This is a genomic window from Pseudomonas farris (genome assembly GCF_019145235.1).
GTDB classification, from domain to species: Bacteria; Pseudomonadota; Gammaproteobacteria; order Pseudomonadales; family Pseudomonadaceae; genus Aquipseudomonas; species Aquipseudomonas farris.
This window is the reverse complement of the sequence record NZ_JAHSTV010000010.1, coordinates 44423-60764: the sequence shown is the minus strand read 5'-3', so window position 1 is coordinate 60764 and position 16342 is coordinate 44423. Positions and strand designations below refer to the sequence as shown.

Here is a 16342-nt window from a genome sequence, read left to right as displayed (position 1 = left end):
ACCAATTGAGAGTGTCTAAAAAGTGTCAGCTCCTACCGAGAACACTGGGGAAATATGGGAATAAATATCGATAAGATCCTGATAAAAATGGTTTTTTCAATGGATAGGCCATCTTTGCTGAGGTCATAATCCCTTGGGCGTAGGTACGAATCCGACTAGGCCCACCAGTTAAAAAACAAACACTTAGGTCAACCTGTCATGGCCAGGGTAGTCCTTTGCATTCTATGGAATCTTGCACTACTCTCTACCGAGAAAGTAATGCAGAAATTCTCTATGTTTTAAGTTGTATTTAATTGCTTTCATTGGTTTTTTGTTTCTATGGGTATTTGTTTGGGTGGGAATTTAAAAGTTGGCATAAAGTATCACTTGCAGTCGTTACATGATATTCCTCAGTCAGGGGGCTAAGATAGAAAATTGCTCTTTGTCTGTAAGTGCATAACAAGAGTAATTCATTGATTGGCCTGAATGGTGAGTTTAGAGGTGCCCCTAGTAAGGTATGCCGAGTCTGGGTGCGGCTTAAGTATCTTCGGCCGAACTTTGGCTGTTAGATGGTAGTTGTCAAGTGAGGCTATGCAATGCGTTTGTGGCCGTAAAGCAAAACAGAAATATGTCGCTGGCCGTACGTTAGTTAATAGTTAGTACATGTCGTCCACTTTTGACGTAGCAGAACCCACAAGTAAAAGGCCATCCATACAGAGGGGCGTAATAGTGGAGGTTGCATGAGCTTTGACGCTGGCATTGCTGTGAGTAGCATCGATAATCCCGGTCGGCAGGGGGTGGTGACAAACACCCCACCTCGTAAGAAGCCCTCAGGGCTTTACGTTCAGGTCCGATGGTCCGATGGCGGTGTCGACTTCGTGCATGAGGAAGAGATCGAGCCTCTTGATAATCTCGACTCGCAGGACCCATTCTCGTTGGTGGAAAAGGGGCGGTATGGACGTGCGGCGGATCTACGCTGCAACCTGACCTATGTGCACCTTTCTGGGCGGCTGGCAAATCTGATTTATGCCATGGGTATCACCAATACGGAATTCTACCCCCACCAGTATCGGCCGTTACTTACGCTACTCGAATCTCCTATCAACGGTTTGCTCATTGCCGACGAAGTAGGCCTGGGCAAGACCATAGAAGCTGGTCTGATTTGGACGGAGCTTAGAGCCCGCTTTGACATGCGCCGATTGCTGGTGGTCTGCCCCGCAATGTTGCGGGAAAAATGGCGAGATGAGCTGCGCAATCGATTCGGCGTGGATGCCCAGATCGTGAAAGCAGAGGACCTGCTTGATGCTATGCGGCAGCCCCGCCATCAAATTGGTGAAGGCAAAGCCTGGATCATCAGCTACCAAGCTGCGCGTGCATCGCGTGCATGGAGGCCAGATGGAAAAACCAAACCGAAAAACCCCAGCGCGCGCTGGCAGTTGGCAGATTTTTTGTATGAGAACGCAGAGGAGGAGCCGCTTATTGACATGGTGGTCTTCGACGAAGCGCATTACATGCGCAATAGTGAAAGCGCCACGTGGAACTTGGGTGAATTGCTTCGCGGGGTGTCCGACTACCAAGCAATGCTCTCAGCGACACCGATTAGCCTTCAGAATCAAGATTTATTCAACCTATTGCGACTACTTGATCCTGACCATTTCAGTTCGGAGCAGGACTTCACTCGGCTAATTGAATCAAATAAGCCGCTGGTTGCGGCACGGGATGCTGTGCTCAACTATCAATCGAACAGCAAGCAGATAATGTCCCATTTGCAGGCTGCTGCCGATGAACAACTTTTGATGAACTCATTGCAACTTGCGGCAGTACTTCGTGATCCGCCCACGGACGAACGGCTCGCAACAAAAGGTTATAGGGCTCAGCTAGCGGATACGCTTGAACGCATGAATCTGCTCTCACACGTGATTGTAAGGACACGCAAGCGCGACGTGCAGGAGCGCCGCGTAACCCGCGATGTACGCAGAGAGGAGGTGGAAATGAGCCCGGTGGAGCGCGAACTCTATTTAGCTGTTACCGAGACAACCCGAGAATTCGCCTGGAAACGGGGTATCAGCGACGGTTTCCTCCTCGCCAGTCCCCAGAGACAGGTGACTTCCTGTCCTGCTGCTGTCGCCGAGGCCTGGCTTATGGGAGGGAATAGCGCTGAGGAGCTAATAGAGGATCTGGAGGATGAGTACGAGGCCGAACTTGAACTTGAAGAAGTGGACCAGTCACCACTCTCCTTACGTGAGTTGCTGCGTGCAACCATACCTAGATCGGTGGATCTGGCGGCTCTTCGGCGTGAAGACACCAAGTTCGCCCGTCTTCTAACAGTGGCGGGCGACTTCCTGAGGAACCACCCACAGGAAAAGATTGTGCTCTTCACTACTTTCCGCGCTACAGCCCGATATCTAGTTGAGCGTCTGCTCCGCGAGGGATTCTCATCCAGGCTACTCTGGGGCAATCAAGCCCAAAATAAGCAGGAAGTGATCGACGAGTTCAGACTGAGCAAGACTCTTCGAATCCTTGTTTCGACCGAGGTAGCCGCCGAAGGTGTGGACCTCCAATTTTGCAGGGTTTTAGTGAATTACGACCTGCCTTGGAACCCTGCCCGCATCGAGCAGCGCATCGGTCGTATCGATCGGCTTGGCCAGCAGGCAGATATAGTCCACATCTGGAATCTCTACTTCAAGGACACGATCGACCAGAGAATAGTTTCCAGGCTTCTAGACCGTTTGCGCATCTTCGAGGAAGCCTTGGGGGAAGCCGAGGCAGTGGTGGGTGATCAGATTCGCAAGCTGGAATCTTCGCTATTGAGCCGTCAGCTGACTCAAGTGGAAGAAGACGCGGAAATCGAGCGAGCAGCACAGGCGCTCGAAAATCTACGTCTGCGTCGCGAGGAACTGGAGAGTAATGCTGCACACATGATGGCCCACGGTCAGCGGGTTATGGAACGAATCGAGGCAGCTCACGAACTTGCGCGTCGAGTCACGGAAACTGATCTCTACATTTATATTAAAGACTATCTAAACAAATACTGGCCTGAACATCGCTTTGCCCAAGAAACTGATGATTGTCGTCTAATCAGTATCCAACTTCCAGGAGAGTTGGCAGCCAGACTCGATGATTTCCTCAGAACGGAAGGGTTGATAGGTAAGACACAGCTGGGGGCTGGCGGGGTGAGAATCTGCCGCTTTCTCAACCGGGTAAGCGAAATATCGCGCAGGGGTGAGGAGATAATTCATCAATTTCACCCTCTGATTCGTTTTATCAGTCGAGACCTTAAGGCGCGCAACGAACACTTTTACCCTTTGATTGCACTGCGTCTTGGTGGTAGCGAACAACAGAGCTATTTGCCGCACGGCACCTATGTCTTCTACGTACGCTCTTGGGCATTCTCCGGTGTACGGGAAGAGGAAGTTCTGGCCGTAGCCGCTTTGCGGCTACAAGACGGGGATGTGCTTGATGAAGACGCTGCCGATCAGTTACTGCAGCTTGCTCGCGTGAATGGCTGCGACTGGCTAGGCGCAGACCAGGCAGTAGCCCCCTGTCTCGTTCGAACCCGCCTCGAGGAGGCGGAGACCTTGCTCGATGGACGCTATCGCATAGCCTTGGAGCGGAAGAGGAATGAGAATTCAGACCGTGCGCACTTTCAACTCGACTCGATAGACCACTACCTCGATCGCCGCCTACCCAAATTACACAACACGCTGCAAACACATATCGACGCGGGCCGGCCTTCCCTCGCCAATATGACGCAAGGGAAGATTGACAAACTCTTGGCCCGTATAAACACACGCCGGGAGCGTATCCGCGAAAAAGAAAAGGTACTCGCCGACCGGTACTTCGTTTGCGCAGGGATCTTGCAGGTCGATGGCTGACTTGAGGGAGGAGAGATGGGAAGCCTACAAGAAGAGCTCGCCAAGGTATTTCCAGAGTTAGGCAATCGACTCGTAAAGGAGAAGTCCGTAATAAAGACGGGCGATCAGCCAGTACCCCCATCACAGATCAAGTACTCATCCGAGCAAGATTGGAAAGATGACGTCCAGGCTCTTAAGCATTCCAAGGACTCAAGAACTCCAGAAATCGGCTCGGAGGTAACACATAAAAAAAGCCCACGGCCCGCTGCGAAGCCACCATCGAGTCAAAAACAAAACAAGCAACGAGCTCCCGATACACAAGCCTCGAAAATTGACAGCGGGGATATGAACTTTGTGCACGAGGTATATCACCCTGCATCGAAGACGTCCCCGCGTCCCCCTGCCAAAGTCGATACGATTACGATTGCCGAGCTAGGCTTTGACGCCGTCAGCCAGGCAGTACTGACGCGGGTGTCCGAGTTCAAGATGCCTGAGGACTGGGTAAAGGAAGGATCCGCCTTGCAAGCAAATGGTGGTGGAACCTCACGTGCCTTATCCGTCAGAGTGGGCATCGATTTCGGAACAGCCTATACGAAACTCGCCATCAGAGCCGCTGACAAGGTGTTTTTTGTCGACTGGGACGGAGTTCGCAGCAGCCCCCATCGATATTTTCTGCCTGGCGAATTATCGTGCTGCACTGATGGGAGTGTTTGGCTGGGAAGAACACCTGAGAAGTCCGAGGTGCTCAGTAATCTCAAACTACCCTTTATCTCCAGCCACCCAGTACAGTCTCGGCAACTGGCGGCTGCAGTAGTTTTCCTTGCATGGGTGATGCGCTATGCGCGTGCTTGGCTATATCGACATCAGGCGCCGCTTGTTGGAAACAGGCGTTTGGTATGGGAGGTCAACCTTGGTATTCCAACGAATTCCTGGTTGTCACCATTAAAAGATGACTACAACCGTATCGGGTGTTGGGGGTGGCAACTCAGCCAAACTCACGACAAGCTGACCTTGGAAGCCGCCGACGCATTGATGCAAGCCACTCCTGTAGGCTTGGCCGACATAGGACTGGATGGTCTCTACCCTATGCCAGAGTTTGTTGCGCAGATTGCCGGCTACGTCAAATCGCCACAACGTCGGAATGGCCTGCATCTATTGCTGGATGTTGGCGCCGGCACGATGGATGTCGCGGTTTTTAACGTTTATCGAGAATCACAGGAAAGCGAGGATCGATTTCCAATCTTTGCTAGCACCGTCAAACCATTGGGAACGCATTTCTTGATGGCTAGGCGATCTGATGAATTAGGGTTAAGCAGCCATCACTGGGATGATATTGAGGGAACCCCAACGACGGATAAACTCGCCGAACGCCTAGCAATAGATCGTGCTCTGCTTCTAGGCATCGATAAGTATTTCGTTCTACGTGTGAGCGATGTAATAGGTGAGATTCTTCACTATACCAAGGCACACCGCTATCCGAATGCCCCAGAGTGGACTGCGGGGATACCGGTTTTTCTCGCCGGCGGCGGCTCCACCTGCGATGTTTACCTACGCGCCTTAAAGCAAGCTTTCGAGAAGATCAAGGCGCAACCTCTGCGCACTCAGTTCCCAATGCTTGAGACTACGGCGGTCAGCAGCATAGGCCCCGATGATTTTCACCGGTTATCAGTAGCTCACGGGTTGACCTACGACGCAGTAAGCATAGGCAATATCATCGCGCCTCATGAGATAGAAGACATTGAACGCCACACAACGGTGCGAGAAAGACCGGATCGTGACGAACTTTATCCGAAATGACATTTTTCAGCGGCCGCTTGCTGGAAGTGCCTGTGCTGGTCGAGGTATTGGGCCATGAAGGCTGACGAGATCTGTGCCCAGGAGCTCCGCCTCGCAGCGTTGACCATTGAGCAATTGCCGTTCCGGGTCTGGATATGTCCACTTTGCGTCAAAAGCCTCCGAACCATGAAGGGGAGGAGGTTGTATCGAATCTCACGTTTACTGCGAGCATCGGAGCGGTTCAGCATTGAGGCGCTTTTTGAAATTTAACGTAAATCACTTGTTCCCATCCTCAGTACGTTTTATGCCGTCTTTTAAGAAAGATCTGCATCGAGACAATCTGGAGAAAAAGTTGGTAGAAGCAGTCGACGCTTTTAAATTCAGAAGTGCAGGGGTTGGAGGGAAGCTGGACGATTACCTTGATAAGGTCTTAACCCTTCCCTCGAAAGTTATGCCTTTCCCACACCCGGGGTTGATTCCGACTCAAGTGGACGTTTGCAGACCACACGCAAATCTTCTTCACGTCCATGCAGGGTTTCTTACCACTAACGAACGACGGCTTCTGGTTGTGGACATTGACTAGCGGCTGCTCAAGACCGCGCGAATCGCATGCAGGATTCGTCGCCTTGGGATCTTGACCAGAACAAGGTCGAGCCACTGTGCGCACAGAACTGGCGAAGCACTGTCGCTGGGAATGTGACGCTGGAGTTGAATGTCCGCGTGTGGCCCACAGTGATAAAAACAGGTTACTTAGCCAACGGCATGCAAAACGACTAGCCTCTTCAGTCATCATCATTTCCGATGTCACGCAATGACCACAAAAAGCCCCGAGGACTTGTATAAGGATCTGCTGTCGTTAGATGACCCCAGAATGGTTCGCCTGATCAGTAACAGAGCATTGCTTTTGCCTGTGGAGTCGTTCTGGAAGCTCCTGCACACCAGCCATAGAGAAATATGGGAGGGCGTTCGCGCGGGTAATCCTTCGCTCCCGGTAGCCAAAACAATGGCCAGTATGCTGGTCAGCCCATTTCGTCCTCTCGGACGCAGCGCAATGAGCCGTTTGATCCGCGCCGTCCCTACCGCGCTGATTGATGAACTGTTGCGACCTCATGATGCCGACTACGTTTGGCCAGTAGGGGTCACCTGGATTGGCCTGTTTAGTAGCGGACTTTTCCATCACAAGGCGGCCAAGGCGTTCTGGGTCCAATTTGTCCGGGATGCCACAGTGTTAAACGCCGAAACGCTTCGGGCTGGTCAAGGCTTGGAAGAGAACTGGCGACGCTATGCCAGTTCGCCGTTAGTGTCGCGGTTCGGGTGTGCTGCGCTACGGGCAAAATCTGCACCTGATTCCACTCAGCGGGAGGACAATGAAGCGTCTGTTGACCAGGTGATTTCAAGCGTTCTCACCGCTGATGCACTCACTGTCCTGCTTCGCCTTCTTGCCTGGTACGTAGCAGATACCGTTGTTGAGAATTTTTGGGAAGCGGTGGAACGGGACGGCATGTCGGAGCTGATTCCCTTTGGCGGTGTCATACCAGTCTACAAACCGCTCAGCGGCGAATGGAGCAATCCGATGCTTGGGGCTCTTGAACACCTCGCAAAGCTTTGTGACTGGCAACGAAAGCAGAAAGTGACGACCTATCTTGGAAACCGTTGGGCAAACAGTTCAGCCCCTGAGGGTGTGGATGGGCCAGCTCGCATAAAGCTTCTCAGGTATTGGGTTCAAGCGAAAAAGGGCCGTCCGAAATTCCAGACATTTCTCGATCTGGTCGGTGCGGTGACCAAAGAATCGCCCCGGTTGAAAGATGCCGATCCAGGGGGGAGAGCCTATGACGCCTGGATTCAAGCATCCGTTTTGCGACTTGGCGAGACCCTGGCCCTGGTACGACTTCATCTTACGCATATCGGTCTGACGCACGACGAAGTGGCGTCCGTCATGAGCGCTTACGCTCAAGAATATCGTTTTGCCAGAACGCAATTGGGCCGACCAATGAGCGCTCGGGATTAAAACGAGGCTGCGTGAGCAGCCTCTACTTGCCGTTATCAATGCCCAGAACGTGGCTGCTGTCGTGGGTCCAGTTGCTTCCCTCGGTTACCTTGGGCCTTGTCGTACAAAGGATTGGTGCCGCGAGTGCCTTTGTTCGCATTGCCATAGTCCGACTGGGCGTCTTGTGGCGCTTTATAGACTTTGGCCATTTCAGTCGTTCTCCTCTGAGCGGGTATCCCAATCGTCCGGGCGCTCATCTTCACCTCGAGATTGCCAGTAGGCGTCATTGTTGTCGTTCAATTGGTTAGCACGATTGTCTTGATCAGACTGCTTGCTCATGGTCCGGCTCCTGATGATTTTGCCAACGTGCCCGATGCATGTTGACGGGGCCAGTATCGGCAGTGAGTGCACGGCCATATAGGGAACTGGCGTGGAAATTTTCGTACCGGCTGTTGGCTGGTTGATAGAAAGCGTCATGTGATCGGCGGTCAGGTGAGTAACCTTCCATCGAGCTGAAATCTTATCGACCAGCCGATCCAAGCCAGGCTAGGCCAGGTATGTAGTGGAAGGGATTGAGGCGGGAGCTTTCGCCTCAATCCTGATGCTTTCACAAGGCGTGTTCCTTGTGCAGGCCCTCGCCTTGCGCGACCGCATAACGTTTTAGGGCAAAATTAGGGCAAACAAGGGGCCGCTATAGGCCGTTTCACTCCTTGCTCAAAGGCACATAAGCACGAGTTTCGCGGCCTGTGACGGCCTGCACGATCACTAGAAGGGGTTCGAATCCCTATCCATATTTCGCTCGAAGGCGATGCTTAGCAACCCACCTGTGGAATTCTCGTAAAACGACTCGCAGGAATAATGGATGACGTAAACTTGCTGTGCCGACTCATACAAGCTCTCTATGAGTTTTCGGCTTTTTGACCGCTCACGAATTCGCGCTACTTCCGACCCCATCTATCACTGCTCCCTTTGGATGAAGGCTGTCATTAAGCTGGCATTACTGAGCAAAAACGGCCCATCCGGGCACAAAAAAGACACTTGCGATAATCACTAATTGCCTGATTTGTAACGCTTATTTTGTGGCGCTGGGGGATTTGAACCCCCGTCCAGTCGTGCAATGTTCGCAACGCAGCAGCCGAGCGTCGAAAGCTGGCTTGGCCGGCGAGGGCCTGAAAAAGGCCTAGTGACTTTCCGAGTGACTTTGTAATTCCCTGTTCCGCACAGTTGGGCATCGTTGCAGCGAGCGCCAAGCGCGAAGCCTTGTGGTTAACGGCCTGTAGAGGAGTCCGCTTGCATGGGGTGCTAGGGGTCGAGTGTTCGAATCACTCCGTCCCGACCATATTTTGTAAGGGGATCAAGCACTTAGCGGCTTGATCCCCTTTTTCGTTGCAGTTCTGCGCAAAACCCGCGCAAAACTACCCGAAGTTTTCGCTGATATTCAGGTCCGGAATCGCCTCGGACCAGACGATTTGCTCGGGGTTACTGCTGGTAATTTTTGGGCATGTCTTCGTTTGCATGTCCTGCAATTTTCTGCCCATCCTTTCCCGACAATGACCGAGACATCCTCGCCCGCACCTTACGGGGTGAGAACCAATGCCACCCGCCTAAATCTGTTGGACGCCTCAAGCTCACGGGTTCATCCTTGCCACCTGTGAAAAGATCGGGACAGTTGAATGAATGGTTTGTGGGCCAAGGCTCTGTTTGCTGGAATGTTACTTTCGTTAAGCGCGGCCAGCTTTGCTGGTCAGGAGAGCGATCTTTATTCAAACCTTGATGCTGGCAAGGCGCAGACCGTCGTAGCTTATGGTACGAGCTTGACGGCCTCCGGCGCTTGGGTGCAGCAGCTTGGGGATGATCTGAATCAGCGTTACCCTGGACGTGCCACGGTTATAAATAGTGGCAAGGATTCGATGTGGTCGGGATGGGGTGTTGAAAATCTCGAAAGTCGAGTTATCTCCAAAAGCCCGGATACGGTGTTTATCGAATTCGCGATCAACGACGCTTTCCTTCCCAACAAAACCACCGTCGTACAAGCGCGGAAAAACCTCGAGCTAATGATTGACCGGATCAAGGCTGCCAAGTCATCGACGGAGATCATTTTAATGGTGACGAATCCAGTGATTGGAGGCTCTGGAGTGCAGAGACCGAAGTTAAGGGATTACTTCCAGATGTACCGGGATGTCGCAAAAGCCAAGGGACTTCGTCTGATCGACAATTATCCAAAGTGGGAGGCGGTCTTGAAATCAAATCCCGACCTGTTTAATCAGTATGTTGCGGATGGATTGCACCCAAATGCTGATGGATATCGCGCAGTGGTGACCCCGTCATTGATTGAAAATTTGAGTGGCGTCTCGCCAAATTGACCTGAACATAGGGTTGTCGAAGTGGCGCAAGTCGGTACGCAGGATGCCGGGGCCGACCTGCCAATCGTATTGAGGCCCAGAAAGTTCTGTTTGTAGAAGTCCGGTTGCCGTAGTAGTACTGCTGCGCGTAACCAACGCCGATCAGCCAAAAAGCTTCTTCAAAGACAAGCGCATCAGCTCCACCAAAGGCTCGACCTCCGAGCAGTCGATCCGAATTGCCGGGGCAACACCGGTGACGTTCCAAGACCCCGGTTCGGCTTACATGGCTTTGCAACAGAACAAAGTCGTGGGTGGCTGTGTGAATAACGCCTGTGATATCTCCGATCGCTGTCTGGATGCCAGACGGCTACCGAGTCACCCATTCTCTTTAATAAGTGGCATCAAGAAGTAGGGAGCAGCGCTCAATCAATGACGGCGAAACCTGCTCCGAACTCCGGCATCTCGCCCTCGCACCTTCCGGTGACGCAGGGCTTGTTGGCCAATGTGGCTATTGCAAATCACCCTTCGTACGCATGACAATGCGAGTCATTATCACTCGCGAATTATTCCGTCGTCATGTCCGCCAACGATTTATCCCTGCGTAGCGCCGTCAATGATCTGTATTGCGACCATCACGGTTGGCTCAATGGCTGGCTACGCAAGCGTCTGGGCAATGCTTTCGATGCGGCAGACCTGGCGCAGGACACCTTTGTTCGGGTAATCAAGGCGCGAAACGCGCTAGAGATTCGCGAGCCGCGACCTTACCTGTCGATGATCGCCAAGGGCTTGCTGATCGATCTGTTTCGCCGACGCTCATTGGAACAGTCCTACCTGGAAGCCTTGGCCGCTATGCCCGAATGGCAGCAGCCTTCGTTGGAGGAACAGGCGATCCTGTTGCAAGCCCTGATGGAAATCGACCGCCTGTTGCAAGGATTGGGGGCGAAGGTCAAGCAGACGTTCATCCTGTCTCAGTTCGACGGTCTGACCTATCCGCAGATTGCCGAGCGCTTGAATATCAGCGCCCGCACGGTCAACAACTACATGGCCAAGGCCATGGAGCATTGCTGTCTGATGCAGATTCAGTTGCAGCTGGCGTGAGCCTTTCGCCCGCTGAGTTGAAGGCGATTGGCGTCGCTGCTCAGTGGTACGCCCGACTTCGGTCTGGTGTCACCACCGATTCGGATCTGGCAGCCTGGAACGACTGGCTGGTCTCCGATCCTGCTCATCGCCAAGCCTGGCAACGCATGGTGGACGTAGGCGAGCAGATGGCGAGTGTGCCGGGCTCCCTGGCTTCGCCAGCGTTGCGCGGCGCTGATCGATCCCGGCGTCAGGTGTTGCGCAGTGTGTTGGTGCTCGCGTCAGCCAGTTCGCTGGGCTGGTTGGGTTGGCGCAGTGAAATCTCCCAGAACCTGGTTGCCGATTTTCGCACCGCCGTGGGTGAGCGCCGTGAATTTCGGTTGGCCGATGGCAGCTTGTTGCTGCTCAACACCGACACGTCAGTCAACCTTCGTTTCGACGGTCGTCAACGTGTACTCGAACTGTTATGGGGCGAGATACTTGTGACGACTGCTGTCGATCCCTTGCAGCGGCCGTTCAAGGTGCTCACCCATCATGGAGAAGTGCTGGCGCTCGGGACGCGTTTTATCGTCCGGTCCCATGAGCAGGGCGGTGGGGTGGCGGTGATCGAGAAGGCCGTAGAGCTCCGTTCGGCTGGCGGTGGCTCGACGGTGCGTGTGGAGGCCGGCCAGTCCCTGGACTTCGATGGCCACTCATTGGGGGTTGTACGGCGCAACGATGCTTCGGTCGGTGCGTGGCAACAGGGAAGCATCATTGCCATTAATCGTCCCTTGGCCGAGTTGCTGGCCGACCTTTCGCGCTATCGCACAGGCGTGTTGCGCTGCGATCCGCGTATCGCCCAACTGAAGGTGTCAGGCGCGTTCCCCATTAATAATACCGACCTGGCGCTGGCTGCGCTGGAGAGTGGGTTTTCGCTACGGATCACCCGATACAGTCGCTACTGGGTCAATGTTTCAGGCGGTGATGTGCATTAGCGTGCGCCGCGCAAAAAAAATGTTTTAGGGCTTTTGCACTTTTCATACGCATCGTTCGGCTCATCCCTCAGTGAGTTTTTATTGATGGTCTTTGGGGGAGGGTAAGCATGTATCGGGTGTACGCGCCAGGTCGTCTGGCGATTGTAGTGAAGGTCGGGTTGCTCGCGGCAACGTCGATTTGCGTATGGCCGGTCGCCGCGATCGCGGCACCGACGCAACAGTACAATCAGCTTCAATCCTTCGACATCGCCGGGGGCAGCCTGACTGAAGTCCTCAGCCATTTCGCCAGCGCGGCGGGTGCCGCCATTTCCTTTGATGCGCGGCAGACCGACGGGTTGAAATCCCCCGGGCTCAAAGGTGCTTTCGGGGTCGGCGAAGGGTTTGCACGGATTCTGGGTGGCAGCGGTCTGCAAGCTGAACCACAGGCCAACGGTACTTACGTTTTGCGCCCGGTACCGGCTGCCGGGTCGGCGCTGGAACTGGGCGCCACCAACATCAACGGGCAGATGTTGGGCGCAACGACCGAGAACAGCGGTTCATACACCACCGGCGCGGTGACTATCGGCAAGGGCGAACATTCCCTCAAGGAAACGCCGCAATCGGTCACGGTGATGACCCGCAAGATGCTGGATGACCAGAACCTCAACACCATCGATCAGGTCATGGAAAAGACCCCGGGCATTACCGTCTACGATTCGACCATGGGCGGCAAATATTTTTATTCGCGCGGTTTCCGGATGTCGGGCCAATATCAGTACGACGGTGTACCGCTGGACATGGGCAACCTCTATGTTCAGGCCGACAGTTTCAGCGGTGACATGGCGTATTACGACCGGGTCGAAATTCTTCGCGGTGCAGCGGGAATGATGAAAGGTTCAGGTGGCACTGCCGGCGGCGTGAACTTCGTGCGCAAACGCGGCCAGACGGCCCCGCACACCGACATCACGCTGTCCGGTGGCAGCTGGGACAACTATCGCGGACAGGTCGACACCGGTGGCCCGCTGAACGACGCCGGCACAGTACGCGGACGGGCCGTCGTTGCCGAGCAGAGCCGGCATTACTTTGTAGACGACGCCAGTCGCAAGGATCAGGTGTATTACGGCGCGCTCGATGTTGATCTGAACCCTGACACGACGCTGGGGCTGGGCATTGCCTATGAAGACGTGGACGCCAATCCATGCTGGGGTGGCCTGCCGCGCTACAGGGATAGCAGCGATTTGAAGCTCAGTCGTTCGACGTGCCTCGATCCTTCCTGGAACACCTGGCGCAGCCAGCGCACCACGGTGTTCAGTGATCTGAAACACCAGATCAACGAAGACTGGGCCTTGAAGGTCGCCAGTGTTTACACAAAAAACACTCAGGACATCAAATACGCGTTCGCCTCCGGCGCCGTGACTCCCGGCACCAACACCACCGGTGTGCTGGGCAGTATGTACGATTACGATCAGGTCGATTACGGCCTCGATGCCTACGTGGATGGCAAGTTCGATGCGTTCGGTCAGCAACATGAATTGATCGTGGGCTTCAACGCCAGCCGTTCGAAAAAGGACGACTTCTACTCGGTGGCGTTTCTGCCGCAGCGCCAGAATGTGTTCAACCCCGACAAGCATATACCGGAGCCGGATGACAGTTACTTTATCGACAACTCATCTCGCGGTGGGCCGGTCAATTCAGTGACTAAACAGAAGGGCATTTACTCGACACTGCGTTTGAAACTGGCTGATCCGCTGACAGTTGTCGTCGGCAGTCGGGTGAGCTGGTACAACTCCGATACCGACTCCGACTTCATCAACACTGGCACCTCGGAACACTCCAGCACTACAGAGACCGGGCAGGTTACGCCGTTTGCCGCTGTGCTGTTGGACCTGAACGAGAACCTGACGGCCTACGCCAGCTATTCGGATATCTTTACCCCGCAAGGCAATTACCGCTCAGAAGGCGGTTCGGCGCTTAAGCCGCTCGTGGGCCAGAGCTATGAGCTGGGGATCAAGGGTGCCTGGTTCGACGGTCGACTGAACAGCTCCTTCAACCTGTTCCGTACGATCCAGAAAGATCAGGCGCAGACTGACTACAACTCGTCCTGCCCGTCATCCGATGGTTACTGCTACGTCAATGCCGGCAAAGTTCGCGCTCAGGGGTTCGAGGCCGAGATCAGCGGGGAAGTCATTGAACGCCTGCAAGTACTGGCAGGTTACACCTATACCCAGACCAAAACCCTCGACGACATCGACACCAGCCTGAACGGAGCAGCGTTCAACAGTTATGTGCCTCGGCATGTATTGCGTATGTGGGGCGATTACGCGCTGAGTGGGTCACTTGAGCGGTTCACGATCGGCGCTGGCGTTAACGCGCAAAGCGATAACTTCCGGGTTTCACCCTCCAGTGGTGAGAAAATCAGCCAGTCGGGCTATGCGATCTGGAACGGCCGCATCGGCTATCGCATCGACGACACCTGGTCGGTTGCGCTCAACGGCAACAACCTGTTCGACAAGCGCTACTACGCCACCATCGGTACCGAGACCTTCGGTAACTACTACGGTGATCCACGTAACTTTATGTTGTCGGTCAAAGCGAGTTTCTAACGCAGACAGAGATAAAAACGCCACTCAGCCGATGAACGAAATGCCCGGATCGCAAGACTCGGGCATTTTTTGTTATGCACTGCATCCCAGATGAATATCGCTTTGCTCTCAATAGGCGAACAATGTGCCGCCGCCAAGTGCGGCACGGGCGGATCAAGAGGTTGAGTACTCGAGATACAGCCTTTCGAGCGCCTCTTGGTACTTATCTCCCTTTAACGTTTTTTTCAGCACGGCCAGGGCTTCGAGCGCTGAAGCCGCAGCCAGTGCCTCATTTTCTCCCCGGTAGGCGGCGCGCAGCCTGGCTGCTGTAATGATCGATTCTTCAGTCGTTGGCATGTTATTGCCCTCGAAGGATTGAGTCTCACTGATAGTCGCAACTTTCAACGATTTCAAGTCCAGGGTGAGGGCGTGAACCGATCGCCTTCACCGAAAGGCCTTGGTCTGTTCAATGAAGGCGACGATTACCCGATCAGCTTTGCGCCGCGCTAACCGCACCGATTGCCGTGGATTTATTCCGAACAGTCCGATACAGCAGGCTGGACACCATGAATCCAAGAACGGCCAACAGGCTCATCAAGCTGAAGACATAGTTGTAGCCTTGCTGACCCGGGAAATGGTCGAGGATTGCGCCGTAGATGACGTAAGCGAACATGCCCGGTGCGTAGCCGATCAGGCAGCCGATACCGAAGGCTGAACCGGTGATGTGCGAAGGGATGCCGACTTCGCCCATGGGCGCCCAGAACACGCCGCGCATGGAAAATACAATCAGCGCGAACGACAGCGTGGCGGCCATGCCCGCATAGATAAAACTCGGGCTTTTCGGGATCAGCAGGATGACGCCCATCAGCGGCAGCAAGGCCAGGAATGCCCACTTCAAGTAGCGGCTGGTGCTCTTGAATTGCTTGTCGGCAATGAAACCACCGGCGGGGCCACCGAGGATCTTGAGGAAGTACTGATTGATGATGCCGTAGGCGCCCACCAGTGCCACGGGCAGCCCGTACATTTCCTTGAGGTAGGGAATGAAATAGGTCAGGCCACAGTAGACGATGTAGACCATGAACACGTTGAGGCTGACCAGCCAGATACCCGGCACCTTGATGGCTTCGAGCAGGTTCGACATACCGTTCTTCGGCTTGGCAATGGACTGTGCGCTGCCGCCCTTGAGCAGGAACCAGGTCAGGGTTCCGGCAAGAATGTCGATGACCGAGTAGAAGAGGATTGCCGATTTCAGACCGGTTTCACCGGAGCCCATGGCGACGAAAACGCCCAGTGCAGAAAAGGCGACCAGGGTATCAATGACGCCACGCCCACCTTCCAGCAGTCCAAACAACCGACCCTGTTCCTGATCGTCACCCAGGTTGCGGATGGCCTTGAGCAGCGAGGGCCAGAAGATGCAATCGGCGCAGACGGCCAGCAGGCTGAACACGATCAGCAGATTGCTGAAAGGCGGAAAGGTCGCCAGATACAGCCCCAGGCCTCCGGTACCGATGAGGCCGATGGGGATCAGTCTTCGCGTGTCGTAGCGGTCGGCGAGCATGCCGCCGACGACAAACAGGGCGGTGGCGATGATGGCGTTGGCGCTCAGCAGCATGCCGATTTCAGTGTGGCTCAAGCCCATGAATTCTTGCATGGGGATGTAGAAGGCGTCCTTGAGGTTCGCCAGCTTGTAGATGGTGCCGCCACCGAGGATGAGAATCAGGAATCTGAGCCATTTGGCCTTGTCACGAGTTGTCATTATTGTTCTCCAGGCGTGTTCGGGTAAGCAGTGCTG

General features: G+C 54.3%; 11 protein-coding genes and 2 pseudogenes. 8 read left to right on the top strand and 5 right to left on the bottom strand.

The features are described 5' to 3' along the window. The first annotated feature begins 719 nt into the window (after window positions 1–719). From KVG95_RS20850 to KVG95_RS20840, 3 genes are all read left to right on the top strand, one after another. Window positions 720–3854 (top strand): SNF2-related protein, encoded by a 3135-nt coding sequence (locus KVG95_RS20850; protein WP_217857762.1) that lies wholly within the window; start codon window positions 720–722, stop codon window positions 3852–3854. Window positions 3855–3869: 15 nt separating this feature from the next. After that, entirely contained in the window at window positions 3870–5630 is a 1761-nt protein-coding gene (locus KVG95_RS20845; protein ID WP_217857761.1) for a hypothetical protein, read from the top strand. 850 nt (window positions 5631–6480) lie between these two features. Then, window positions 6481–7617, top strand: a complete 1137-nt coding sequence (locus tag KVG95_RS20840) for a hypothetical protein (RefSeq protein WP_217857760.1) — start codon at window positions 6481–6483, stop codon at window positions 7615–7617. A 35-nt stretch (window positions 7618–7652) separates the two neighbouring features. Here the strand turns inward: KVG95_RS20840 and KVG95_RS20835 are convergent, their stop codons facing one another. Further along, the gene (locus tag KVG95_RS20835; RefSeq protein ID WP_217857759.1) at window positions 7653–7805 is read right to left on the bottom strand and encodes a hypothetical protein; all 153 of its coding nucleotides are present in this window, start codon (window positions 7803–7805) and stop codon (window positions 7653–7655) included. A 1-nt stretch (window position 7806) separates the two neighbouring features. Further along, the gene (locus tag KVG95_RS30040) at window positions 7807–7935 is read right to left on the bottom strand and encodes a hypothetical protein (protein ID WP_264082326.1); all 129 of its coding nucleotides are present in this window, start codon (window positions 7933–7935) and stop codon (window positions 7807–7809) included. A gap of 1334 nt (window positions 7936–9269) precedes the next feature. Here KVG95_RS30040 and KVG95_RS20830 point away from each other — a divergent pair. Further along, a complete protein-coding gene (locus tag KVG95_RS20830) occupies window positions 9270–9959 on the top strand; it encodes an SGNH/GDSL hydrolase family protein (RefSeq protein WP_217857758.1) in 690 nt (229 codons plus the stop codon). A 12-nt stretch (window positions 9960–9971) separates the two neighbouring features. Here KVG95_RS20830 and KVG95_RS30445 read toward each other — a convergent pair. Further along, window positions 9972–10083, bottom strand: a pseudogene (locus KVG95_RS30445) (hypothetical protein); the annotation flags it as partial. On the opposite strand from KVG95_RS30445, the pseudogene KVG95_RS20825 reads away from it, so the two are divergent. The 4 genes and pseudogenes from KVG95_RS20825 to KVG95_RS20810 form a co-directional block, all read left to right on the top strand. Next, window positions 10084–10263, top strand: a pseudogene (locus KVG95_RS20825) (ABC transporter); the annotation flags it as partial. A gap of 251 nt (window positions 10264–10514) precedes the next feature. Further along, window positions 10515–11036 (top strand): sigma-70 family RNA polymerase sigma factor, encoded by a 522-nt coding sequence (locus KVG95_RS20820; RefSeq protein WP_052965348.1) that lies wholly within the window; start codon window positions 10515–10517, stop codon window positions 11034–11036. Further along, window positions 11033–11989: a FecR domain-containing protein gene (locus KVG95_RS20815; RefSeq protein ID WP_217857757.1), complete on the top strand. Its 957-nt coding sequence runs from the start codon at window positions 11033–11035 to the stop codon at window positions 11987–11989. The genes KVG95_RS20820 and KVG95_RS20815 overlap by 4 nt, the downstream gene beginning before the upstream one ends. Window positions 11990–12096: 107 nt before the next feature. Next, window positions 12097–14571, top strand: a complete 2475-nt coding sequence (locus tag KVG95_RS20810) for a TonB-dependent siderophore receptor (RefSeq protein WP_217857756.1) — start codon at window positions 12097–12099, stop codon at window positions 14569–14571. 153 nt (window positions 14572–14724) lie between these two features. Here KVG95_RS20810 and KVG95_RS20805 read toward each other — a convergent pair whose 3' ends face one another. Continuing rightward, window positions 14725–14907 (bottom strand): hypothetical protein, encoded by a 183-nt coding sequence (locus KVG95_RS20805; protein ID WP_217857755.1) that lies wholly within the window; start codon window positions 14905–14907, stop codon window positions 14725–14727. A 133-nt stretch (window positions 14908–15040) separates the two neighbouring features. Beyond that, window positions 15041–16306, bottom strand: coding sequence for an MFS transporter (locus KVG95_RS20800; RefSeq protein WP_217857754.1), 1266 nt, complete (start codon window positions 16304–16306; stop codon window positions 15041–15043). Between the last annotated feature and the right edge of the window lie 36 nt (window positions 16307–16342).